This is a genomic window from Pseudomonas sp. ADAK21 (genome assembly GCF_012935735.1).
Classification (GTDB): Bacteria; Pseudomonadota; Gammaproteobacteria; order Pseudomonadales; family Pseudomonadaceae; genus Aquipseudomonas; species Aquipseudomonas proteolytica.
In genome coordinates this window covers 1963518-1977968 of sequence record NZ_CP052857.1, presented here as the reverse complement: position 1 = coordinate 1977968, position 14451 = coordinate 1963518, and the positions used below count along the sequence as shown (strand labels likewise).

General features: G+C 60.7%; 16 protein-coding genes. 7 read left to right on the top strand and 9 right to left on the bottom strand.

Annotated features, from left to right (window positions below; all coding sequences use genetic code 11):
- Positions 1–3: 3 nt before the first annotated feature.
- Genes HKK57_RS09100 through folE2 form a run of 3 tightly spaced genes read right to left on the bottom strand, consistent with a single transcriptional unit; the run spans position 4 to position 2431 of the window.
- On the bottom strand, positions 4–870 hold the full coding sequence (locus HKK57_RS09100) for a metal ABC transporter permease (RefSeq protein WP_169390045.1): 867 nt from the start codon (positions 868–870) through the stop codon (positions 4–6).
- Positions 870–1538, bottom strand: a complete 669-nt coding sequence (locus HKK57_RS09095; RefSeq protein WP_029290080.1) for a metal ABC transporter ATP-binding protein — start codon at positions 1536–1538, stop codon at positions 870–872. Before HKK57_RS09095 ends, HKK57_RS09100 begins: the two co-directional genes overlap by 1 nt.
- Positions 1535–2431 (bottom strand): GTP cyclohydrolase FolE2, encoded by an 897-nt coding sequence (gene folE2, locus HKK57_RS09090; RefSeq protein WP_154907144.1) that lies wholly within the window; start codon positions 2429–2431, stop codon positions 1535–1537. The genes HKK57_RS09095 and folE2 overlap by 4 nt, the downstream gene beginning before the upstream one ends.
- Before the next feature lie 81 nt (positions 2432–2512).
- Between folE2 and HKK57_RS09085 the strand changes: the two genes are divergently transcribed.
- On the top strand, positions 2513–3688 hold the full coding sequence (locus HKK57_RS09085; RefSeq protein WP_154907143.1) for an N-acetylmuramoyl-L-alanine amidase: 1176 nt from the start codon (positions 2513–2515) through the stop codon (positions 3686–3688).
- Here the strand turns inward: HKK57_RS09085 and HKK57_RS09080 are convergent.
- Positions 3685–4053 (bottom strand): glutamine synthetase, encoded by a 369-nt coding sequence (locus HKK57_RS09080; protein WP_070996647.1) that lies wholly within the window; start codon positions 4051–4053, stop codon positions 3685–3687. The two genes, HKK57_RS09085 and HKK57_RS09080, sit on opposite strands and share 4 nt — an antisense overlap.
- 126 nt (positions 4054–4179) lie before the next feature.
- Here HKK57_RS09080 and dksA point away from each other — a divergent pair, with 126 nt between their 5' ends.
- From dksA to HKK57_RS09060, 4 genes are read left to right on the top strand one after another with little or no spacing between them, the layout of a single operon-like run.
- Complete coding sequence (gene dksA / locus HKK57_RS09075) at positions 4180–4584, top strand: RNA polymerase-binding protein DksA (protein ID WP_029290072.1); 405 nt, start codon at positions 4180–4182, stop codon at positions 4582–4584.
- Positions 4585–4610: 26 nt separating this feature from the next.
- Positions 4611–5819: a zinc metallochaperone GTPase ZigA gene (zigA, locus tag HKK57_RS09070; protein WP_070996650.1), complete on the top strand. Its 1209-nt coding sequence runs from the start codon at positions 4611–4613 to the stop codon at positions 5817–5819.
- The gene (locus HKK57_RS09065) at positions 5819–6463 is read left to right on the top strand and encodes a DUF1826 domain-containing protein (protein WP_169390044.1); all 645 of its coding nucleotides are present in this window, start codon (positions 5819–5821) and stop codon (positions 6461–6463) included. Before zigA ends, HKK57_RS09065 begins: the two co-directional genes overlap by 1 nt.
- 45 nt (positions 6464–6508) lie before the next feature.
- Entirely contained in the window at positions 6509–7471 is a 963-nt protein-coding gene (locus HKK57_RS09060) for a CobW family GTP-binding protein (protein ID WP_169391187.1), read from the top strand.
- Here the strand turns inward: HKK57_RS09060 and HKK57_RS09055 are convergent.
- Positions 7465–7857, bottom strand: a complete 393-nt coding sequence (locus tag HKK57_RS09055; protein ID WP_029290064.1) for a DUF3301 domain-containing protein — start codon at positions 7855–7857, stop codon at positions 7465–7467. The genes HKK57_RS09060 and HKK57_RS09055 overlap by 7 nt on opposite strands.
- A 115-nt stretch (positions 7858–7972) precedes the next feature.
- Between HKK57_RS09055 and pdxY the strand changes: the two genes are divergently transcribed.
- Positions 7973–8845 (top strand): pyridoxal kinase PdxY, encoded by an 873-nt coding sequence (gene pdxY, locus HKK57_RS09050; protein WP_032856675.1) that lies wholly within the window; start codon positions 7973–7975, stop codon positions 8843–8845.
- A 116-nt stretch (positions 8846–8961) separates the two neighbouring features.
- Here the strand turns inward: pdxY and HKK57_RS09045 are convergent, their stop codons facing one another.
- Positions 8962–9444 (bottom strand): acyl-CoA thioesterase, encoded by a 483-nt coding sequence (locus tag HKK57_RS09045; RefSeq protein ID WP_029290061.1) that lies wholly within the window; start codon positions 9442–9444, stop codon positions 8962–8964.
- Positions 9445–9736: 292 nt separating this feature from the next.
- On the opposite strand from HKK57_RS09045, the gene HKK57_RS09040 reads away from it, so the two are divergent.
- Positions 9737–11500, top strand: coding sequence for a cation:proton antiporter (locus tag HKK57_RS09040; protein WP_029290060.1), 1764 nt, complete (start codon positions 9737–9739; stop codon positions 11498–11500).
- Between the two features lie 55 nt (positions 11501–11555).
- Here HKK57_RS09040 and HKK57_RS09035 read toward each other — a convergent pair whose 3' ends face one another.
- The 3 genes from HKK57_RS09035 to HKK57_RS09025 form a co-directional block, all read right to left on the bottom strand.
- Positions 11556–11963, bottom strand: a complete 408-nt coding sequence (locus HKK57_RS09035; RefSeq protein WP_029290059.1) for an SMI1/KNR4 family protein — start codon at positions 11961–11963, stop codon at positions 11556–11558.
- 99 nt (positions 11964–12062) lie between these two features.
- A complete protein-coding gene (locus tag HKK57_RS09030) occupies positions 12063–13562 on the bottom strand; it encodes a surface lipoprotein assembly modifier (RefSeq protein WP_154907142.1) in 1500 nt (499 codons plus the stop codon).
- A gap of 93 nt (positions 13563–13655) precedes the next feature.
- On the bottom strand, positions 13656–14417 hold the full coding sequence (locus tag HKK57_RS09025) for a Slam-dependent surface lipoprotein (protein WP_169390043.1): 762 nt from the start codon (positions 14415–14417) through the stop codon (positions 13656–13658).
- Between the last annotated feature and the right edge of the window lie 34 nt (positions 14418–14451).

The following is a 14451-nucleotide window of genomic DNA, read 5'->3' as shown; positions in this document are numbered from 1 at the left end:
ACCTCATTGGGATGTAAGCAAGGGCGGGCAGCGCAGCAAGCCATGTACCGGCCCCAGCACCACGGACAGCAGGTACAAGCCGCCAGCGACCAGGACAATCGCCGGGCCGCTGGGCAGCGAGTAGTAGAACGACAGCAACAGCCCGAGCCATACCGACAGGCATCCCAGCACAGCCGAGACTGCAATCAACATCGGCAGCCGCCGGCTCCAGAAGCGGGACGCCGCCGCAGGCAACATCATCAGGCCGACCACCATCAAGGCGCCGATGGCCTGGAAACCAATCACCAGGTTCAGCACGACCAGGGTCAGGAACACCCCATGGGCCAAAGGCCCGAGGCGGCTGACGGTTTGCAGGAATAGCGGGTCGAGGGTGTCCAGCACCAGCAACCGGTAGATCAGTGCCATGGCGATCAGGCTGAAACCGGACACCCACACCATGCCGGTCAATGTCGGGCCGTCTACCGCCAGCGCCGAGCCGAACAGCAGGTGCAGTAGGTCCAGGCGCTTGCCGGCCAGGCCGAGGATCAGCACACCGGCCGCCAGGGAAATCGGGTAGATCGCAGCCAGGCTGGCGTCTTCGCGCAGGCCGGTGCGGCGGGTGATCCACGCGGCGAGGCCGGCCATGCCCAAGCCGGCGCCGAGGCCGCCGAGGGTCAGTGCCGGCAGGCTCAGGCCGGCAAACCAGAAGCCCAGTGCGGCGCCGGGCAGGATGCCGTGGGCCACGGCATCGCCGATCAGACTCATACGCCGCAGGATCAGGAACACCCCTAGCGGCGCCGTGCTACACGCCAGCAGCAGGCCACCGAGCAGGGCGCGACGCATAAACACGAAGTCGTTGAAGGGCATCCACAGTTGGGCGGCGAGGTGCATCAGGCGACCTGCATCTGCGGCTGCTGAAGGATCAACTGTGTGCTGGGTGCGAGCACGCAGCCGCTGCTTTTGATATGCAGTGCTTGCGGCAGGTGTTGGCGTACGGCGGCCAGGTCATGGCAGACAACCACCAAGGTGCGGCCTTCGGCATGCCAGGCGTGGATATGTTTCCACAGCAGTGCCTGGCCTTGTTCATCGAGTGCGGCGTGGGGCTCATCCAGCAACAACACAGGCGCTTGAGCCAGGCTGAGACGGGCGAGCAGGGCGCGTTGCAACTCACCGCCGGACAGGGCCATCAAGGGGCGCAGTTCAAGACCGTTGAGGCACCAGTCTTGCAGTACCGTTTGCAAGCGCTGGCTGCGTTGCTGCTGGGAGTGTTGGGTGCCCCATAGACCGGCGGCTACCAGCTCTTGCAGGCTGATGGGGAATTGTCGGTCCAGGTGTTGCTGCTGCGCCAGGTATGACAGGCCGCCGCGCCGCGGAACATCCAGGGTGACTTTGCCGGCCAGGGGCTTTTGCAGGCCGGCGATGACTTTCAACAAACTGCTTTTACCCGACCCGTTAGCGCCGATAACAGCGGTCAGGCTGCCTTTGCCCAGTTCGATATCGATGGCCGGCGTCAGCGGTTGGCCTGGTGCGCCCCAGCGCAGGGCATCGCAGCGGATCACGTGGTAGCCCTCGTCCAACGGGTTTCGGCCACGGCGTCGTGGGCGTGCAGGCTTTCGGCGTGGATGACTTTGACGTGAAAGGCTTGCACCGCGATCGAGCGTTGCAGCGCCAGGTTCAAGCGGCGGGCGGCGTCTTCGCAGAACATCAGGTTCTGGCCGTTGGCCAAGGCGAAGGCTTGCTCATCGGCACGTTTGACGGCGGTCTGCACGGCGGTGCCGAGGGCGGCTTCGGCGTGGTCGATCAACTCAGTCAGTGGCAGCGTGGGTTGCCCAGCTTGCAGAGCCACCAGCAATTGCGCAGTGCTGCGCTGGCTGTGCGGCGTGGCGATGATCCCTTTGGCGCTTCCAAGCCAGGCCAGCACGTCTTCGTGTTGCAGCGTTGTGTTGGCAAAGTCATCGATAAATTGCTGCTGAATCAACTGCCTGGCGAGGGCAGCCGAGCAAGGGCAGGTTGAGGAATAAGTAACGTCAATTTTTAGTTCCACGTGGAACATCTGCTTTTCCAGGCGCGCTTCGATGCTCACTGGATAGCTCTTCCAGCCGGTGAGCGGGCTGACCAGCGCAGGACGTTTGAGCAACAAGTCGGTATGAATCCGCAGGTACGCGCTGCTCGACAGGCCTTCATGGCTATCGAGAAAACGCTGGAGCACCTGACGCAGCAACGCTGGTTGCAGGTCTTGTGACTCAAGCATTTCCAGCGCCAGGTATAAGCGCGACATATGAATGCCGCGCGCTTCGCCATCGTCCAGGCTTACTCCTGCATCGGCCTTGGCGCTCAAACGTTGGCCGTCGATCAGGATTGGCAGGGCAATGCCACACATGCCCACCCAGTCGAGTGGCAAGGCTTGGCGAGAAGCCTGCGCGGCGATATCCGGCAGAGTCAGCGCATTCATAAGCAGGTCCATCGTTGGATATAAAGCGACATGTTATAGTATAACAATTAGATCGACGATTATTTTTCTGCGGTGAGTGTCATGCACAGACGTCAACTCCTAAGCCTGCTGCTGGCCAGCTCCGTGTTTACTTTGCCTTTTGCGGTGCATGCGACGCAGATTCGCAATGCGCGCCTGTGGCGCTCCAACGACAAGCTGCGACTGGTGTTCGACCTCAGTGGTGCGGTGAGCTACAGCACCTTTTCCCTGAACGCGCCCGAGCGGCTGATCATCGACTTGAGCGGCGCAGGCCTGAGCGGGGATTTCAGCCAATTGGCATTGGCCAACACTGGCATTACTGCGATTCGCTCAGGGCGTCTGAATGCGGGCGGGACACGGATCGTTCTCGATCTGGCTCAACCGATGCAGCTCAACAGTTTTGTCCTGCCGCCGCAGGATGGGCAGGGGCATCGCCTGGTATTGGACCTGAGCAGCGGCGCCCGCCAAGCACCGGTGGAGAAGGCGCATCCCAAGCGCGACATTATCGTCGTGGTCGACCCTGGTCACGGTGGCAAGGACCCCGGCGCGGTTGGGGCAAAGGGTGAGCGGGAAAAAGACGTGGTGCTGGCTATCTCGCAGTTGCTGGCCAAGCGGCTCAAACGCGAGAAGGGCTTTACCGTGAAGCTGGTCCGCAACGATGACTTCTTCGTGCCGCTGCGCAAACGGGTGGAGATCGCCCGGCGCTACAAGGCCGATATGTTTATTTCGGTCCACGCAGATGCGGCGCCGCGACTGACCGCGTCAGGGGCTTCGGTGTATGCCTTGTCCGAAGGCGGCGCCACCTCGGCGACCGCGCGCTTCATGGCGCAGCGGGAAAATGGCGCAGATCTATTGGGCGCCACCAGCCTGCTCAACCTCAAGGACAAGGACCCGATGCTCGCTGGGGTCATTCTTGATATGTCGATGAGCGCCACCCTGGCCGCCAGCCTGCAACTAGGCAATGCCGTGCTGGGCAGCCTGGCGGGTATCACCACGCTGCATCAAAAGCGGGTGGAGCAGGCGGGGTTTGCGGTGCTCAAGTCGCCGGACGTGCCGTCGATCCTGGTGGAGACGGGCTTTATCTCCAACGTCCGCGACAGCCAGCGGCTGGTTACTGCGCGCCATCAACAGGCAATCGCGGATGGCCTGTTTGAGGGATTGCAGCGTTACTTCCAGAAGAATCCACCGATCAACAGCTATATGGCCTGGGCTCAGGAGCAGCAAAAAGGCCAGGCCTAGCAACCGCTGATCCGGCTACAAGTGAACTTGGCGCTGGAACCGCCGGAGCTGGAAAACCGGTTGATCGTGGTCCAGCCCACGCGCCGCGTATAGCCGACCCACGCCTCGCCATCGGAGGCCAGCCCGGTGAAGAACGTCAACTGGCCATAGCGGCTGTTGGTCTGCGCCCAGTAGCGTTTGCCGTCTACCTCGAACCCGCGCAAATACGTGGTGTTGCCTACGGTCGCGGCGCTGTAGGCATTGCCCTGGGCATCAATGCAGGCCAACAGGGTGGCGCTGCGCGTGCAGGTGGCCAGGGCGTTGGACACTTGGGCACTGGCCTGGCTCGCAACCAGCAGCAACACGCCGCACAACACATATCTCATAAGGTTTCTCGGGGAATGGACGGGCTCAAGGATTGCGCCCTTCGTCGTGGCGGGCAAGAGGGGATTGGCTTATTTGTATTGTTATACTATAACATCAAAAAACAGCCTGACCCGTGAATCGCCCCCATGACTGAACAAGACCTGCTCGCCCAGCCGCCCGCCGATTATATGAATGAGGCCCAGCAAACCTTCTTCCGTGAGCTGTTGTTGGCCCAGCGCTCTGACCTGCAAACGCGCATCGATGCCGAGTTCATGGTGCTGCGCGAGCAGGAGCCCAATAGCGACCCCGCCGATGTCGGCAGCGCCGAAGAACAACGCCACTGGCAACTACGCCTGCTGGAGCGGGAAAAGAAGCTGCTGGACAAGATTGATGAAGCCCTCGAGCACCTCGCTCGCGGTGAATACGGCTGGTGCCGCGAGACGGGCGAGGCGATTGGCCTCAAGCGCCTGTTGCTGCGGCCCACGGCCACCCTGTGTATCGAAGCCAAAGAACGTGAAGAGCTGCGCGAACGCCATCAACGGGCGATTTGACCGGCCAACCTGATGAGGAACACCTGATGACCGACCGACTACCCGTTACTGTGCTGTCCGGATTTCTCGGCGCCGGTAAAAGCACGCTGCTCAATTACGTCCTGCGCAACCGCGAAAACCTGCGGGTGGCGGTGATCGTCAACGATATGAGCGAAATCAACATCGATGGGGCCGCTGTCCAGCGTGACGTCAGCCTCAATCGCGCCGAAGAAAAGCTGGTGGAGATGAGCAACGGCTGCATCTGCTGCACGTTGCGCGAAGACTTGCTGATCGAAGTAGGAAAGCTCGCCAAGGAAGGGCGATTCGATTACCTGCTGATCGAATCCACCGGCATTTCCGAGCCGCTGCCGGTGGCGGAAACCTTCACCTTTCGCGATGAGAACGGCCAGAGCCTGGCGGATATCGCACGGCTCGACACCATGGTCACTGTGGTCGACGGCATGAACTTCCTGCTCGATTACCAGGCCGCTGAAAGCCTGGCGTCCCGGGGCGAAACCCTGGGTGAGGACGATGAGCGCTCCATCACCGACCTGCTGATCGAACAGATCGAGTTTGCCGACGTCATCCTTGTCAGCAAAATCGACCTGATCAGCAGCCACGAACGTGAAGAACTGGTGGCCATCCTCGAGCGCCTGAATGCCCAGGCACGCATCATTCCCATGGTGATGGGCGAGGTGCCGCTGGCCGAGATCCTCAATACCGGGCGTTTTGACTTCGAGCGCGCGGCCCAGGCGCCGGGCTGGTTGCAGGAGTTGCGCGGCGAGCATGTGCCGGAGACCGAGGAATATGGCATTGCCTCCACGGCCTATCGGGCGCGTCGGCCATTCCATCCCCAGCGCTTTTTCGACTTTATCGACCGCCCGTGGAGCAACGGCAAGTTGCTGCGCTCCAAGGGTTTTTTCTGGCTGGCCAGCAAGCATCGCGATGCCGGCAGTTGGTCCCAGGCCGGTGGCCTGATGCGCCATGGTTTTGCCGGTCGGTGGTGGCGCTTTGTGCCCAAGAGCCAGTGGCCCGAAGACCAGGAAAGCGTCGCGGCGATCATGGGCAACTGGCAACTGAGCACCGGCGACTGCCGCCAGGAACTGGTGTTTATCGGGCAGAACATCGATTTTGCGCAACTGCGCGCTGAACTGGATGGGTGCCTGCTGACCGACGATGAAATGGCCCTGGGCGTCGATGGTTGGCGCCTGCTGGTCGATCCTTTTGGCCCTTGGTACGAGGAGGCAGCCGCCTGATGCTGGCACCTGTGATTCAACTGCGTCCGGTCATTCGCCAGACCCGTGGGGAAACCCCGCTGGCGCTGGCCGACATCCTGGATAACGGCGTCAACCTGGCGCTGTGGCAGCGCCAGTTGCCGCTGCATATCGCCGAGTTTGGCGCCTTGCTGGTCTCGCTGAACGAGCCGCTTGCCGAGTCGCTGGTGGTGGAGTTGGACAGCGAAGAAGCTGAGCCCAACTTACTGGGCCTGGCGGCAGGTTGTCGTGACCTTGAAGGTTACGACGGGTTTATCGCCGATGTGGCATGGCTGGTCAGCGCCTTTGCCTGCCTGTTGGGGGCCAAGCGCATCGGTGTGCGGCTGAGGCTGCTGGACAAGGCCATGTGCCCGCGTTTTCATGTCGATCACGTACCCGTGCGCCTGATCACCACCTATGCCGGCATCGGTAGTCAGTGGCTGCGCGAAGGGGTGATGGACCGCCGCCAGTTGAGCCAGGCAGACGCGGAACCCAGCGAGCGCATCGAGCAGATCCACTGTGGTGAAGTCGCCCTGCTCAAGGGCGAAAAGTGGCGCGGCAATGAAGGCTACGGCTTGGTTCATCGCTCGCCGGCGTTGGCCGCCAACGAACGGCGGTTGATTCTGACGCTGGATTGGTTGGCATAACCGGGTAGGATCAAGCGTCTCTACACGGCCTGAATAATGTCCACGATGCTGCAGAACATTCCCACCCATGTGATTGCCGGCCCTTTGGGGGCAGGCAAGACCAGCCTGATCAAGCACCTGCTCGCCCAGCGCCCATCCAATGAGCGTTGGGCGGTGTTGATCAATGAGTTCGGGCAGATTGGCCTGGATGCCGCACTGCTGACCCAGGATGACGACGGCATTGCCCTCGGTGAGGTGGCCGGCGGCTGCTTGTGTTGTGTGAATGGCGCGCCGTTCCAGGTAGGCCTGGGTCGATTGTTGCGTAAGGCCAAGCCTGACCGGCTGTTTATCGAGCCCTCGGGGCTTGGCCATCCGGCGCAATTGCTTGAGCAGTTGCGCCAGGCGCCTTGGCAAACCGTGCTGGCCGTCCAGCCTTGTGTGCTGGTACTCGACGCCCAGGCTTTGGCGGCAGGCAGGCCGTTGCCCGAGTCCCAGCGTGAAGCTCTGGCCAGTGCCGGGCTGCTGGTGCTGAACAAGGATGAAGGGTTGGATGCCGTACAGCGCGGTGAGATTGAAAGTTCGCTGCCGGCTTGCGAGGTTTTCTGGACCCGACAGGCGCAACTGCCATTGGCCCGGCTGCCGGGGCTTGATGCTCAGGCGCGGGCGGCTGTGGATAACTTCGAGACACCCAAGGGGCTGGGGCAGATTCCGGCCGTCTGGAGCGATCCCTGCGTACCGATTTGCCTGCACCAGGCCCAGGCGGGTGCGTGGAGCATTGGTTGGCGCTGGCATCCGAGCCAGCAATTCGACACCTGCAAAGTCCGGCAATGGCTGGAGAGCCTGGACTGGCAGCGCGCCAAATTGGTTATCCACAGCGCCGATGGTTGGGTCTCGGCCAACGCTGTGGATAACTCCACACTCACCTGGCAGCCCAGCGAATGGCGCCGGGACTCACGTATCGAGCTGATTTTCAGTGAGCAACAGGACGCGGCGATGCTGCAAACAGCCTTGGCCAATTGCCGTCAGTGACGGGTCTTGCTGTGCTCCTGGCGCCACTGGCTCAGTTCAATCACTTCGGCACTGGGCGGTGGCGTCTTTATTTCAAACGGGTAGGGTGCCAGTTCGATCTGCGCACTGTGGGCACCAAACTGGGTGATGGTCCCGGGATGGCGGGCTTCGCCGGTCACGGTGAACTCGAAGTTGTAGACCCGCGCCAAACGCCGACGGCCGTTGGCGTCCTTGACGAAACCGATGCGTTTCAAAGCCACGGCGCCGTCGAGCAGTTCGATATCGAGCTTGGCGCAATGCTGTTTGACCCTCTCCAACGCCCGCTCGCGCAGGCCGTGGTTGTGCCACACCCAGGCGGCAGCCGCCGCCAGCAACATCAGCACAAAGATATTTCCCAGGGTCAGCATGCGATTTGCTCCAACAAAGTAAGGCCAGCTTAACTGTGTCTCCGGTCTGTCGTACAGGCTGCTTTTAGTCGCATACTGCGCGGCCAGAATTTAACGGTTTTACGGAAGTCCCCGCATGAAACGTACGCCTCATCTGCTTGCGATCCAGTCCCACGTGGTCTTTGGCCATGCCGGCAACAGCGCCGCCGTGTTTCCCATGCAGCGGGTCGGGGTGAACGTCTGGCCGCTCAACACCGTGCAGTTCTCCAACCATACCCAGTATGGCCAGTGGGCGGGAGAAGTGTTGGCGCCGCAGCAAATTCCTGCGCTGGTAGAGGGGATCGCGGCGATTGGCGAACTGGGCAACTGTGATGCAGTGCTGTCCGGCTACCTGGGCAGCGCCGCCCAGGGCCGGGCGATCCTGACCGGCGTGGCACGTATCAAGGCGATCAACCCCAAGGCGCTGTATCTGTGTGACCCGGTGATGGGCCATCCGGAAAAAGGCTGCATCGTGCCCCAGGAAGTCAGTGATTTTCTGCTGGACGAAGCGGTGGCCATGGCCGACTTCCTGTGCCCCAACCAATTGGAGCTGGACAGTTTTTCCGGGCGTAAACCGCAGTCGCTGTTCGATTGCCTGGGGATGGCGCGGGCCCTGCTGGCGCGAGGGCCCAAAGCGGTTTTGGTCAAGCACCTGGACTACCCGGGCAAGCTGGCGGACGGTTTCGAGATGCTGCTGGTGACTGCCGAAGGCAGCTGGCACCTGCGTCGGCCGCTGCTGGCATTCCCGCGCCAGCCGGTGGGAGTGGGCGACTTGACCTCAGGGTTGTTCCTGGCGCGGGTGCTGCTGGGCGACAGCCTGCTGGCGGCCTTTGAGTTCACCGCGGCGGCTGTTCACGAAGTCCTGCTGGAAACCCAGGCGTGTGCCAGTTACGAGTTGGAGTTGGTGCGAGCCCAGGATCGCATTGCCCACCCGCGCGTACGTTTCGAAGCCACGCCGATCAGCCTCTGACACCACCCACCCAATGTGGGAGCGGGCTTGCTCGCGAAGACGCTGTACCAGTCAGCACATGTATTGACTGATCCACCGTCTTCGCGAGCAAGCCCGCTCCCACATTTTGATTGGGTTTACACGTCAGCCTTGATCTCCTGGTAGCGCTTCTCCAGCTCCTGGCGGATCTGCCGGCGCTGTTTGCCCTGGATAAACCGGCGCTTGTCTTCGCTGTTCTGTGGCTGCAACGCCGGCACGGCGGCCGGTTTGCGGTCGTCGTCGACCGCGACCATGGTGAAGAAGCAGCTGTTGGTATGACGTACCGAGCGCTCGCGGATGTTCTCGGTGACCACCTTGATCCCCACTTCCATCGAAGTGTTGCCGGTGTAGTTGACCGACGCCAGGAACGTCACCAACTCGCCGACATGGATCGGCTCGCGAAAAATCACCTGGTCCACCGACAGCGTGACTACATAGCGCCCGGCATAACGGCTGGCGCAGGCGTAGGCCACTTCGTCGAGGTACTTGAGCAGGGTGCCTCCGTGGACATTGCCTGAGAAGTTGGCCATGTCAGGGGTCATCAATACCGTCATCGACAGCTGGGCGTTTCCGGGTTCCATAGCACACTCACGGTTGTAGGCATTGGTTGGGGGGCACCTCTGCGGATGCTGGAATCATTACAGCGCCATCCCTTACGGGACGCCGGGACGGGGTTTGCCGTCACGCCCAAGGCGATCTGTTTCCATATATTGCACCGGCTTTCTGCCGGAAGTCGCGGTGTTACCCTTGAAAAGCCCATTTCAAGGGCATTTCTTACGATTAAGGCAGACTTTTCCTTCCGCACATTTCGCGCCGTTGTAGCGGCCGCGTGGAAATCGGGACAGTGCCAGTACCCTCAAGGAGCCCCTCGCCATGCACGCCATCAGCTTTATCCAGGACTTGGCCGTGATCATGCTCGTGGCGGGGGTGGTGACTATCCTGTTCCATCGTCTCAAGCAGCCGGTCGTCCTGGGGTACATCGTCGCCGGCTTCATCATTGGCCCGCACACGCCGCCCTTCGGCCTGATCCACGATGAAGACACCATCAAGACCCTGGCCGAGCTGGGGGTGATCTTCCTGATGTTCTGCCTGGGCCTGGAGTTCAGCCTGCGCAAGCTGTTCAAAGTGGGTGCCACGGCGTTTATCGCGGCCTTCATGGAAATCATCCTGATGATCTGGATTGGCTACGAAATTGGCCAATGGTTCGACTGGAACACCATGGACTCGCTGTTCCTCGGCGCGATCCTGGCGATTTCCTCGACCACTATCATCGTCAAGGCGCTCAACGACCTGAAGATGAAAAACCAGCGCTTTGCCCAACTGATCTTTGGCGTGCTGATCGTCGAAGACATCCTCGGTATCGGCATCATCGCCTTGTTGTCGAGCATCGCCGTCAGCGGCACGGTCAGCTCCGGCGAGGTGTTTTCCACGGTGGGCAAGCTCTCGCTGTTCATGATCGTGGCCCTGGTGATCGGCATTCTGCTGGTGCCTCGGCTGCTGGCCTACGTGGCCAAATTCGAAAGCAACGAGATGCTGCTGATCACCGTTTTGGGCCTGTGTTTCGGTTTTTGCCTGCTGGTGGTCAAGCTCGAATACAGCATGGTGCTGGGCGCCTTCCTGATCGGCGCGATCATGGCCGAATCCCGGCAGCTGCTGAAAATCGAGCGTCTGATCGAGCCGGTTCGCGACATGTTCAGCGCGATTTTCTTCGTGGCGATCGGCTTGATGATCGACCCGCAGATCCTGCTGCAATACGCCTGGCCGATTGCGGTCATTACCGTAGCCGTGGTGCTGGGCAAGATGCTGTCCTGTGGCCTTGGCGCGTTTATCGCCGGTAATGACGGCCGGACTTCGTTGCGGGTCGGGATGGGCCTGTCACAAATTGGCGAATTTTCTTTCATCATTGCGGCGCTTGGGATGACCTTGCAGGTCACCAGCGACTTTCTTTACCCGGTGGCGGTGGCGGTTTCCGCGATTACCACGCTGCTGACGCCGTACCTGATCCGTGGCGCCGACCCGTTGTCATTGAAGATCGCAGCGGTGATGCCGCAGCGCCTGAGCCGGGTGTTTGGCATGTATGGCGAATGGCTGCGCAGTATTTCGCCCCAAGGCGAGGGCGCGATGCTGGCGTCGATGATCCGCAAGATCATCCTGCAGGTAGGGGTGAACCTGGCACTGGTGGTGGCGATTTTCTTTACCGGTAGTTTCTTCGCGGCACGAATTGGCGGGTATCTGGAAGGCTGGATCAGTGATCCGAGTTGGCAGAAGGCATTGATCTGGGGCGGTGCATTGTTGCTGTCGCTGCCATTTTTGATCGCCGCGTATCGCAAGCTCAAGGCGCTGTCGATGTTGCTGGCGGAGATGAGCGTGAAGCCGGAAATGGCCGGGCGTCATACCCAGCGCGTGCGACGGGTGATTGCCGAACTGATCCCGATCCTCTCGCTGCTAGTGATCTTCCTGCTATTGGCGGCCTTGTCGGCCAGTATCCTGCCGACCAACAAGCTGCTGGTGTTGATTGCCGTGGTCACGGCTGCGGTGGCCGCAGTGCTCTGGCGCTGGTTCATCCGCATACATACGCGCATGCAAGTGGCCTTGCTGGAGACCCTGGATAACCACAAGGACACCCCGGAGCACTGAGCACCCCCCTCTGGCGAACGACTCACCGTAGGAGCCGTACGCAGGGTTTGTGAGATCAGCTTTCTAGCCAGACGTCCCGCGCCCAGTGCCACACCGATTCCCAGGACTCTTCGGTGACCAGCTCTTCTTCGCCGGACCACAGCACTACCGTGCCGTCTTCTTCGACGCAGTAGTAATCGTCACCGTCCTGGCAGATCGGGATCAGCTCGCGAGGCACGCCGATATCCCAGGCATTGGCCGCGACTTCCGGCAGATAGGTGTGGGACTGTGGGTCGGTGATGGTCACCGGCTCCAGGCTGCCGTACACCACATCGCTGACGGTCAGCAGGAATTCCTTGAACACAAACGGGATGTTGATAAACAGCTGTTCTTCGACTTCCACCAACTGATCTTCGTCGGGCAGTTCCAGAGGAACCGGTACCGGTTCGTTGGCTTCACGCAATTGTTCGATAACTTCTTCCACGGCCGGGATCCTCATGCTAGATGGCGCGGTTTATAGGGGCGTTTTATACAGTAGCTCGCTATAAGTGCAACCGCGAAATAGAAAACCCGGTGAAGACGGTTAAAACTGCTTTTCCAGCTTTAGGCTGATGCTGTTTTTGTCGTAGGAATAAAGCCAGTCGACATTGCTTACGACCTTGTTGTATTTGACCGTCAGACTGGGCACCACATCCATCACCGCCAGGCGTGGGGCGCGCAGGATAAAGGTGTAGCCCTGTTCATCGTCGCTGCGTCGGTCATCGACGAGGGCGCTGTAGGCATCGTATTGGCGTTTGCGGTATGACGCGAACAGCACAGCGCTGACTCCCACCTCGAAATCCTTGGCGACGCCCAGCCGCACACCTTTTTGCAGGTAAGCCTGGGTGCGATCCCGTGCGTTGCGCTGGCTCAGGTCGACGCCGCCGAACAACGTCCAGCGCTGGGGCAGGGCCTGCCACAGAGTGGCGTAGACCGAGCTAATGCCGCCGTCGAGGTTGCTGTTGAGGTCGTGCTTGTAGGCCATGTCCTTGTATTCGCCCTCCAGCTTGAACATGCGCGTAGCCGATAACGTGTGAATCCATTCGCCCCGCAACCCCCAGGCGCTGTACATGGCGTTGTCGGCGATGGTGTTGAACTCATACGATGGCCCGAGGGAGTACTGGTTTTTCGCATCGTGATAGCTGTAGCCGGCGTTGTTGATAAGGGTGCTTTCGTTGTACTTGCTCTCCTTTTCATACGCCTGGCCGTACAACAGCGAGCGCATGAACACCCCGTGATGACCGCTGAGGGCGATGCGTTTGTTGAGCGTGGCCTCGTAATCCGCGCCGTGGGCAGACACAGCCTTGGGCAGCGAGCGTTGGACCAGAATGGTTTCTTCGGCAGTGACGTAGCGATACGTCACTGTGCTTTCGGGGGACTGATTGAGGTTTTTGCCCCAGGTCGGGCCAATGGCGAAGGAGCCTTGCCAGTCTTCGCGGTGATCCAGGGCCTGCTTGAAACTGTCGACGGTCTTGCCCAGGCCCATGGCCTGCGCGTCGGAGGGGCTGAGGCCACTGCTGATCTGTTGGAATACGGCGTTGGACTCGCCATCCTTGCGGTTCTCGAACAGCACCCGCGCCAGCTCCAGGCGGCCCGGCAGGAAGTCGGACTGTATCGCCAGCAATTGGCGGTAATAATCTTCGGCTTGCTCCAGGTCGCCATCGGCGCGGGCCAGGCCACCCTTGGCATAGGCGGTGAGCATCGGATCATGGCCGGGCAGGGCGGTGTAGCGTTTGAGATAGTCCCTGGCCTGTGGCCAGTTCTGGCGTGAGAGGGACACGTACACCGCGCGGCCCAATTCATCCAGGTTGTTGCCGACGGTGTAGTCCTGGCCGTCGATGTTCAAGAGTGGCGCGGCGCCGTCGCTGGGCAATTCATCCTTGAGCAACTCGCGCTCTTGCTGATTGGCGCGGTACTCGATGGTCTGGTTCAGGCGCAAGCTGGTGTCCTGGTCGGCAGCAAATAGCGCAGGGGCCATGAACAGCAGCAGGGAAAAGGGTAAAGCGTGGAGCGTGAGGGATCGCTTGCAGTAGGGCTGGGGCATTACCGGGCTCTCGGGATCGCTTCAAAACGCCAAAAGCAAGTGCCTGGGGGCAGGCACTTGCTTGGGTGGTGCTACAACAGGTTCAACCGGCGATTACTTGGCTACGCCACCGAAGGAGGTGTCGTAGTCGCGATTGGAGAACGTGGTGATACCGGCCAGCGACGCGGTGGAGCCTGCGCCGAAGAAGCTGCCTTGGGTGGTGCCGGTTGAGAGGCTTGCATTAGTGACTGCATCGCGCGCTGCAGCGTTGCCGGCAAAGCTGGCGTCGGCGGTGTTGATGTTGGCCGCCAACTGGACCTTCAGCGTGCTGTTGCTCAGCGAACCGACCAGAGTCGGGGCCGCTGTGCCGAAGGATGCGGTCAGGTCGCCAGACAGCATGTTAGCCCCGGAGTAGTTGTTGATGCCCTGTACCGCGTAGGTCACGCTGGCCGTTGGCAGTACGCGGCCAGCGGTATCGCCGGAGTAGTACACGACACGGCTTGGGTCATTGTTGGCACCAGTCTGCGACCACTCGCCGTAGTACACCTGCTGGCTGGCGACTTGTTTGAAGTCGAAGTTGCCCAGTGTGGAGTGAGAGGGTGGCATCATCGCGGTGGTGATAGTGGAGACACCATTGGCATCGGTGGCAGCCATACCTTTCAAACCGCTGAAAGCGACTTTAGTGCCGTTGTAAAAAGCCTTGACGCCAATGGCCGGTTGGCCAGCGGAGCCTGGGTGGTTGGTGGAGCCTGAGCCACTGGAACCGTCAACGACGATCGTGCCATCGTAACTTTGACCAGAAGAAGTGGCTGCTTGAGCAACGCCAGCCAGACCCAGAAGTGCCATTGCCAATACTGTGTAGTTGAAAGATTTCATTTCATCATCCATTGAGTGATTTAAATTAAGTCAA

Bases quoted from the DNA above. Each gene is read 5' to 3' on its own strand.
- HKK57_RS09040 (WP_029290060.1), top strand. From the start codon at position 9,737: ATGCACGCCATCAGCTTTATCCAGGACTTGGCCGTGATCATGCTCGTG.
- HKK57_RS09045 (WP_029290061.1), bottom strand. From the start codon at position 9,444: ATGGAACCCGGAAACGCCCAGCTGTCGATGACGGTATTGATGACCCCT.
- HKK57_RS09085 (WP_154907143.1), top strand. From the start codon at position 2,513: ATGCACAGACGTCAACTCCTAAGCCTGCTGCTGGCCAGCTCCGTGTTT.
- HKK57_RS09060 (WP_169391187.1), top strand. From the start codon at position 6,509: ATGCTGCAGAACATTCCCACCCATGTGATTGCCGGCCCTTTGGGGGCA.
- zigA (WP_070996650.1), top strand. From the start codon at position 4,611: ATGACCGACCGACTACCCGTTACTGTGCTGTCCGGATTTCTCGGCGCC.
- HKK57_RS09080 (WP_070996647.1), bottom strand. From the start codon at position 4,053: ATGAGATATGTGTTGTGCGGCGTGTTGCTGCTGGTTGCGAGCCAGGCC.
- folE2 (WP_154907144.1), bottom strand. From the start codon at position 2,431: ATGAATGCGCTGACTCTGCCGGATATCGCCGCGCAGGCTTCTCGCCAA.
- HKK57_RS09065 (WP_169390044.1), top strand. From the start codon at position 5,819: ATGCTGGCACCTGTGATTCAACTGCGTCCGGTCATTCGCCAGACCCGT.
- HKK57_RS09030 (WP_154907142.1), bottom strand. From the start codon at position 13,562: ATGCCCCAGCCCTACTGCAAGCGATCCCTCACGCTCCACGCTTTACCC.
- pdxY (WP_032856675.1), top strand. From the start codon at position 7,973: ATGAAACGTACGCCTCATCTGCTTGCGATCCAGTCCCACGTGGTCTTT.
- dksA (WP_029290072.1), top strand. From the start codon at position 4,180: ATGACTGAACAAGACCTGCTCGCCCAGCCGCCCGCCGATTATATGAAT.
- HKK57_RS09100 (WP_169390045.1), bottom strand. From the start codon at position 870: ATGCACCTCGCCGCCCAACTGTGGATGCCCTTCAACGACTTCGTGTTT.
- HKK57_RS09055 (WP_029290064.1), bottom strand. From the start codon at position 7,857: ATGCTGACCCTGGGAAATATCTTTGTGCTGATGTTGCTGGCGGCGGCT.
- HKK57_RS09025 (WP_169390043.1), bottom strand. From the start codon at position 14,417: ATGAAATCTTTCAACTACACAGTATTGGCAATGGCACTTCTGGGTCTG.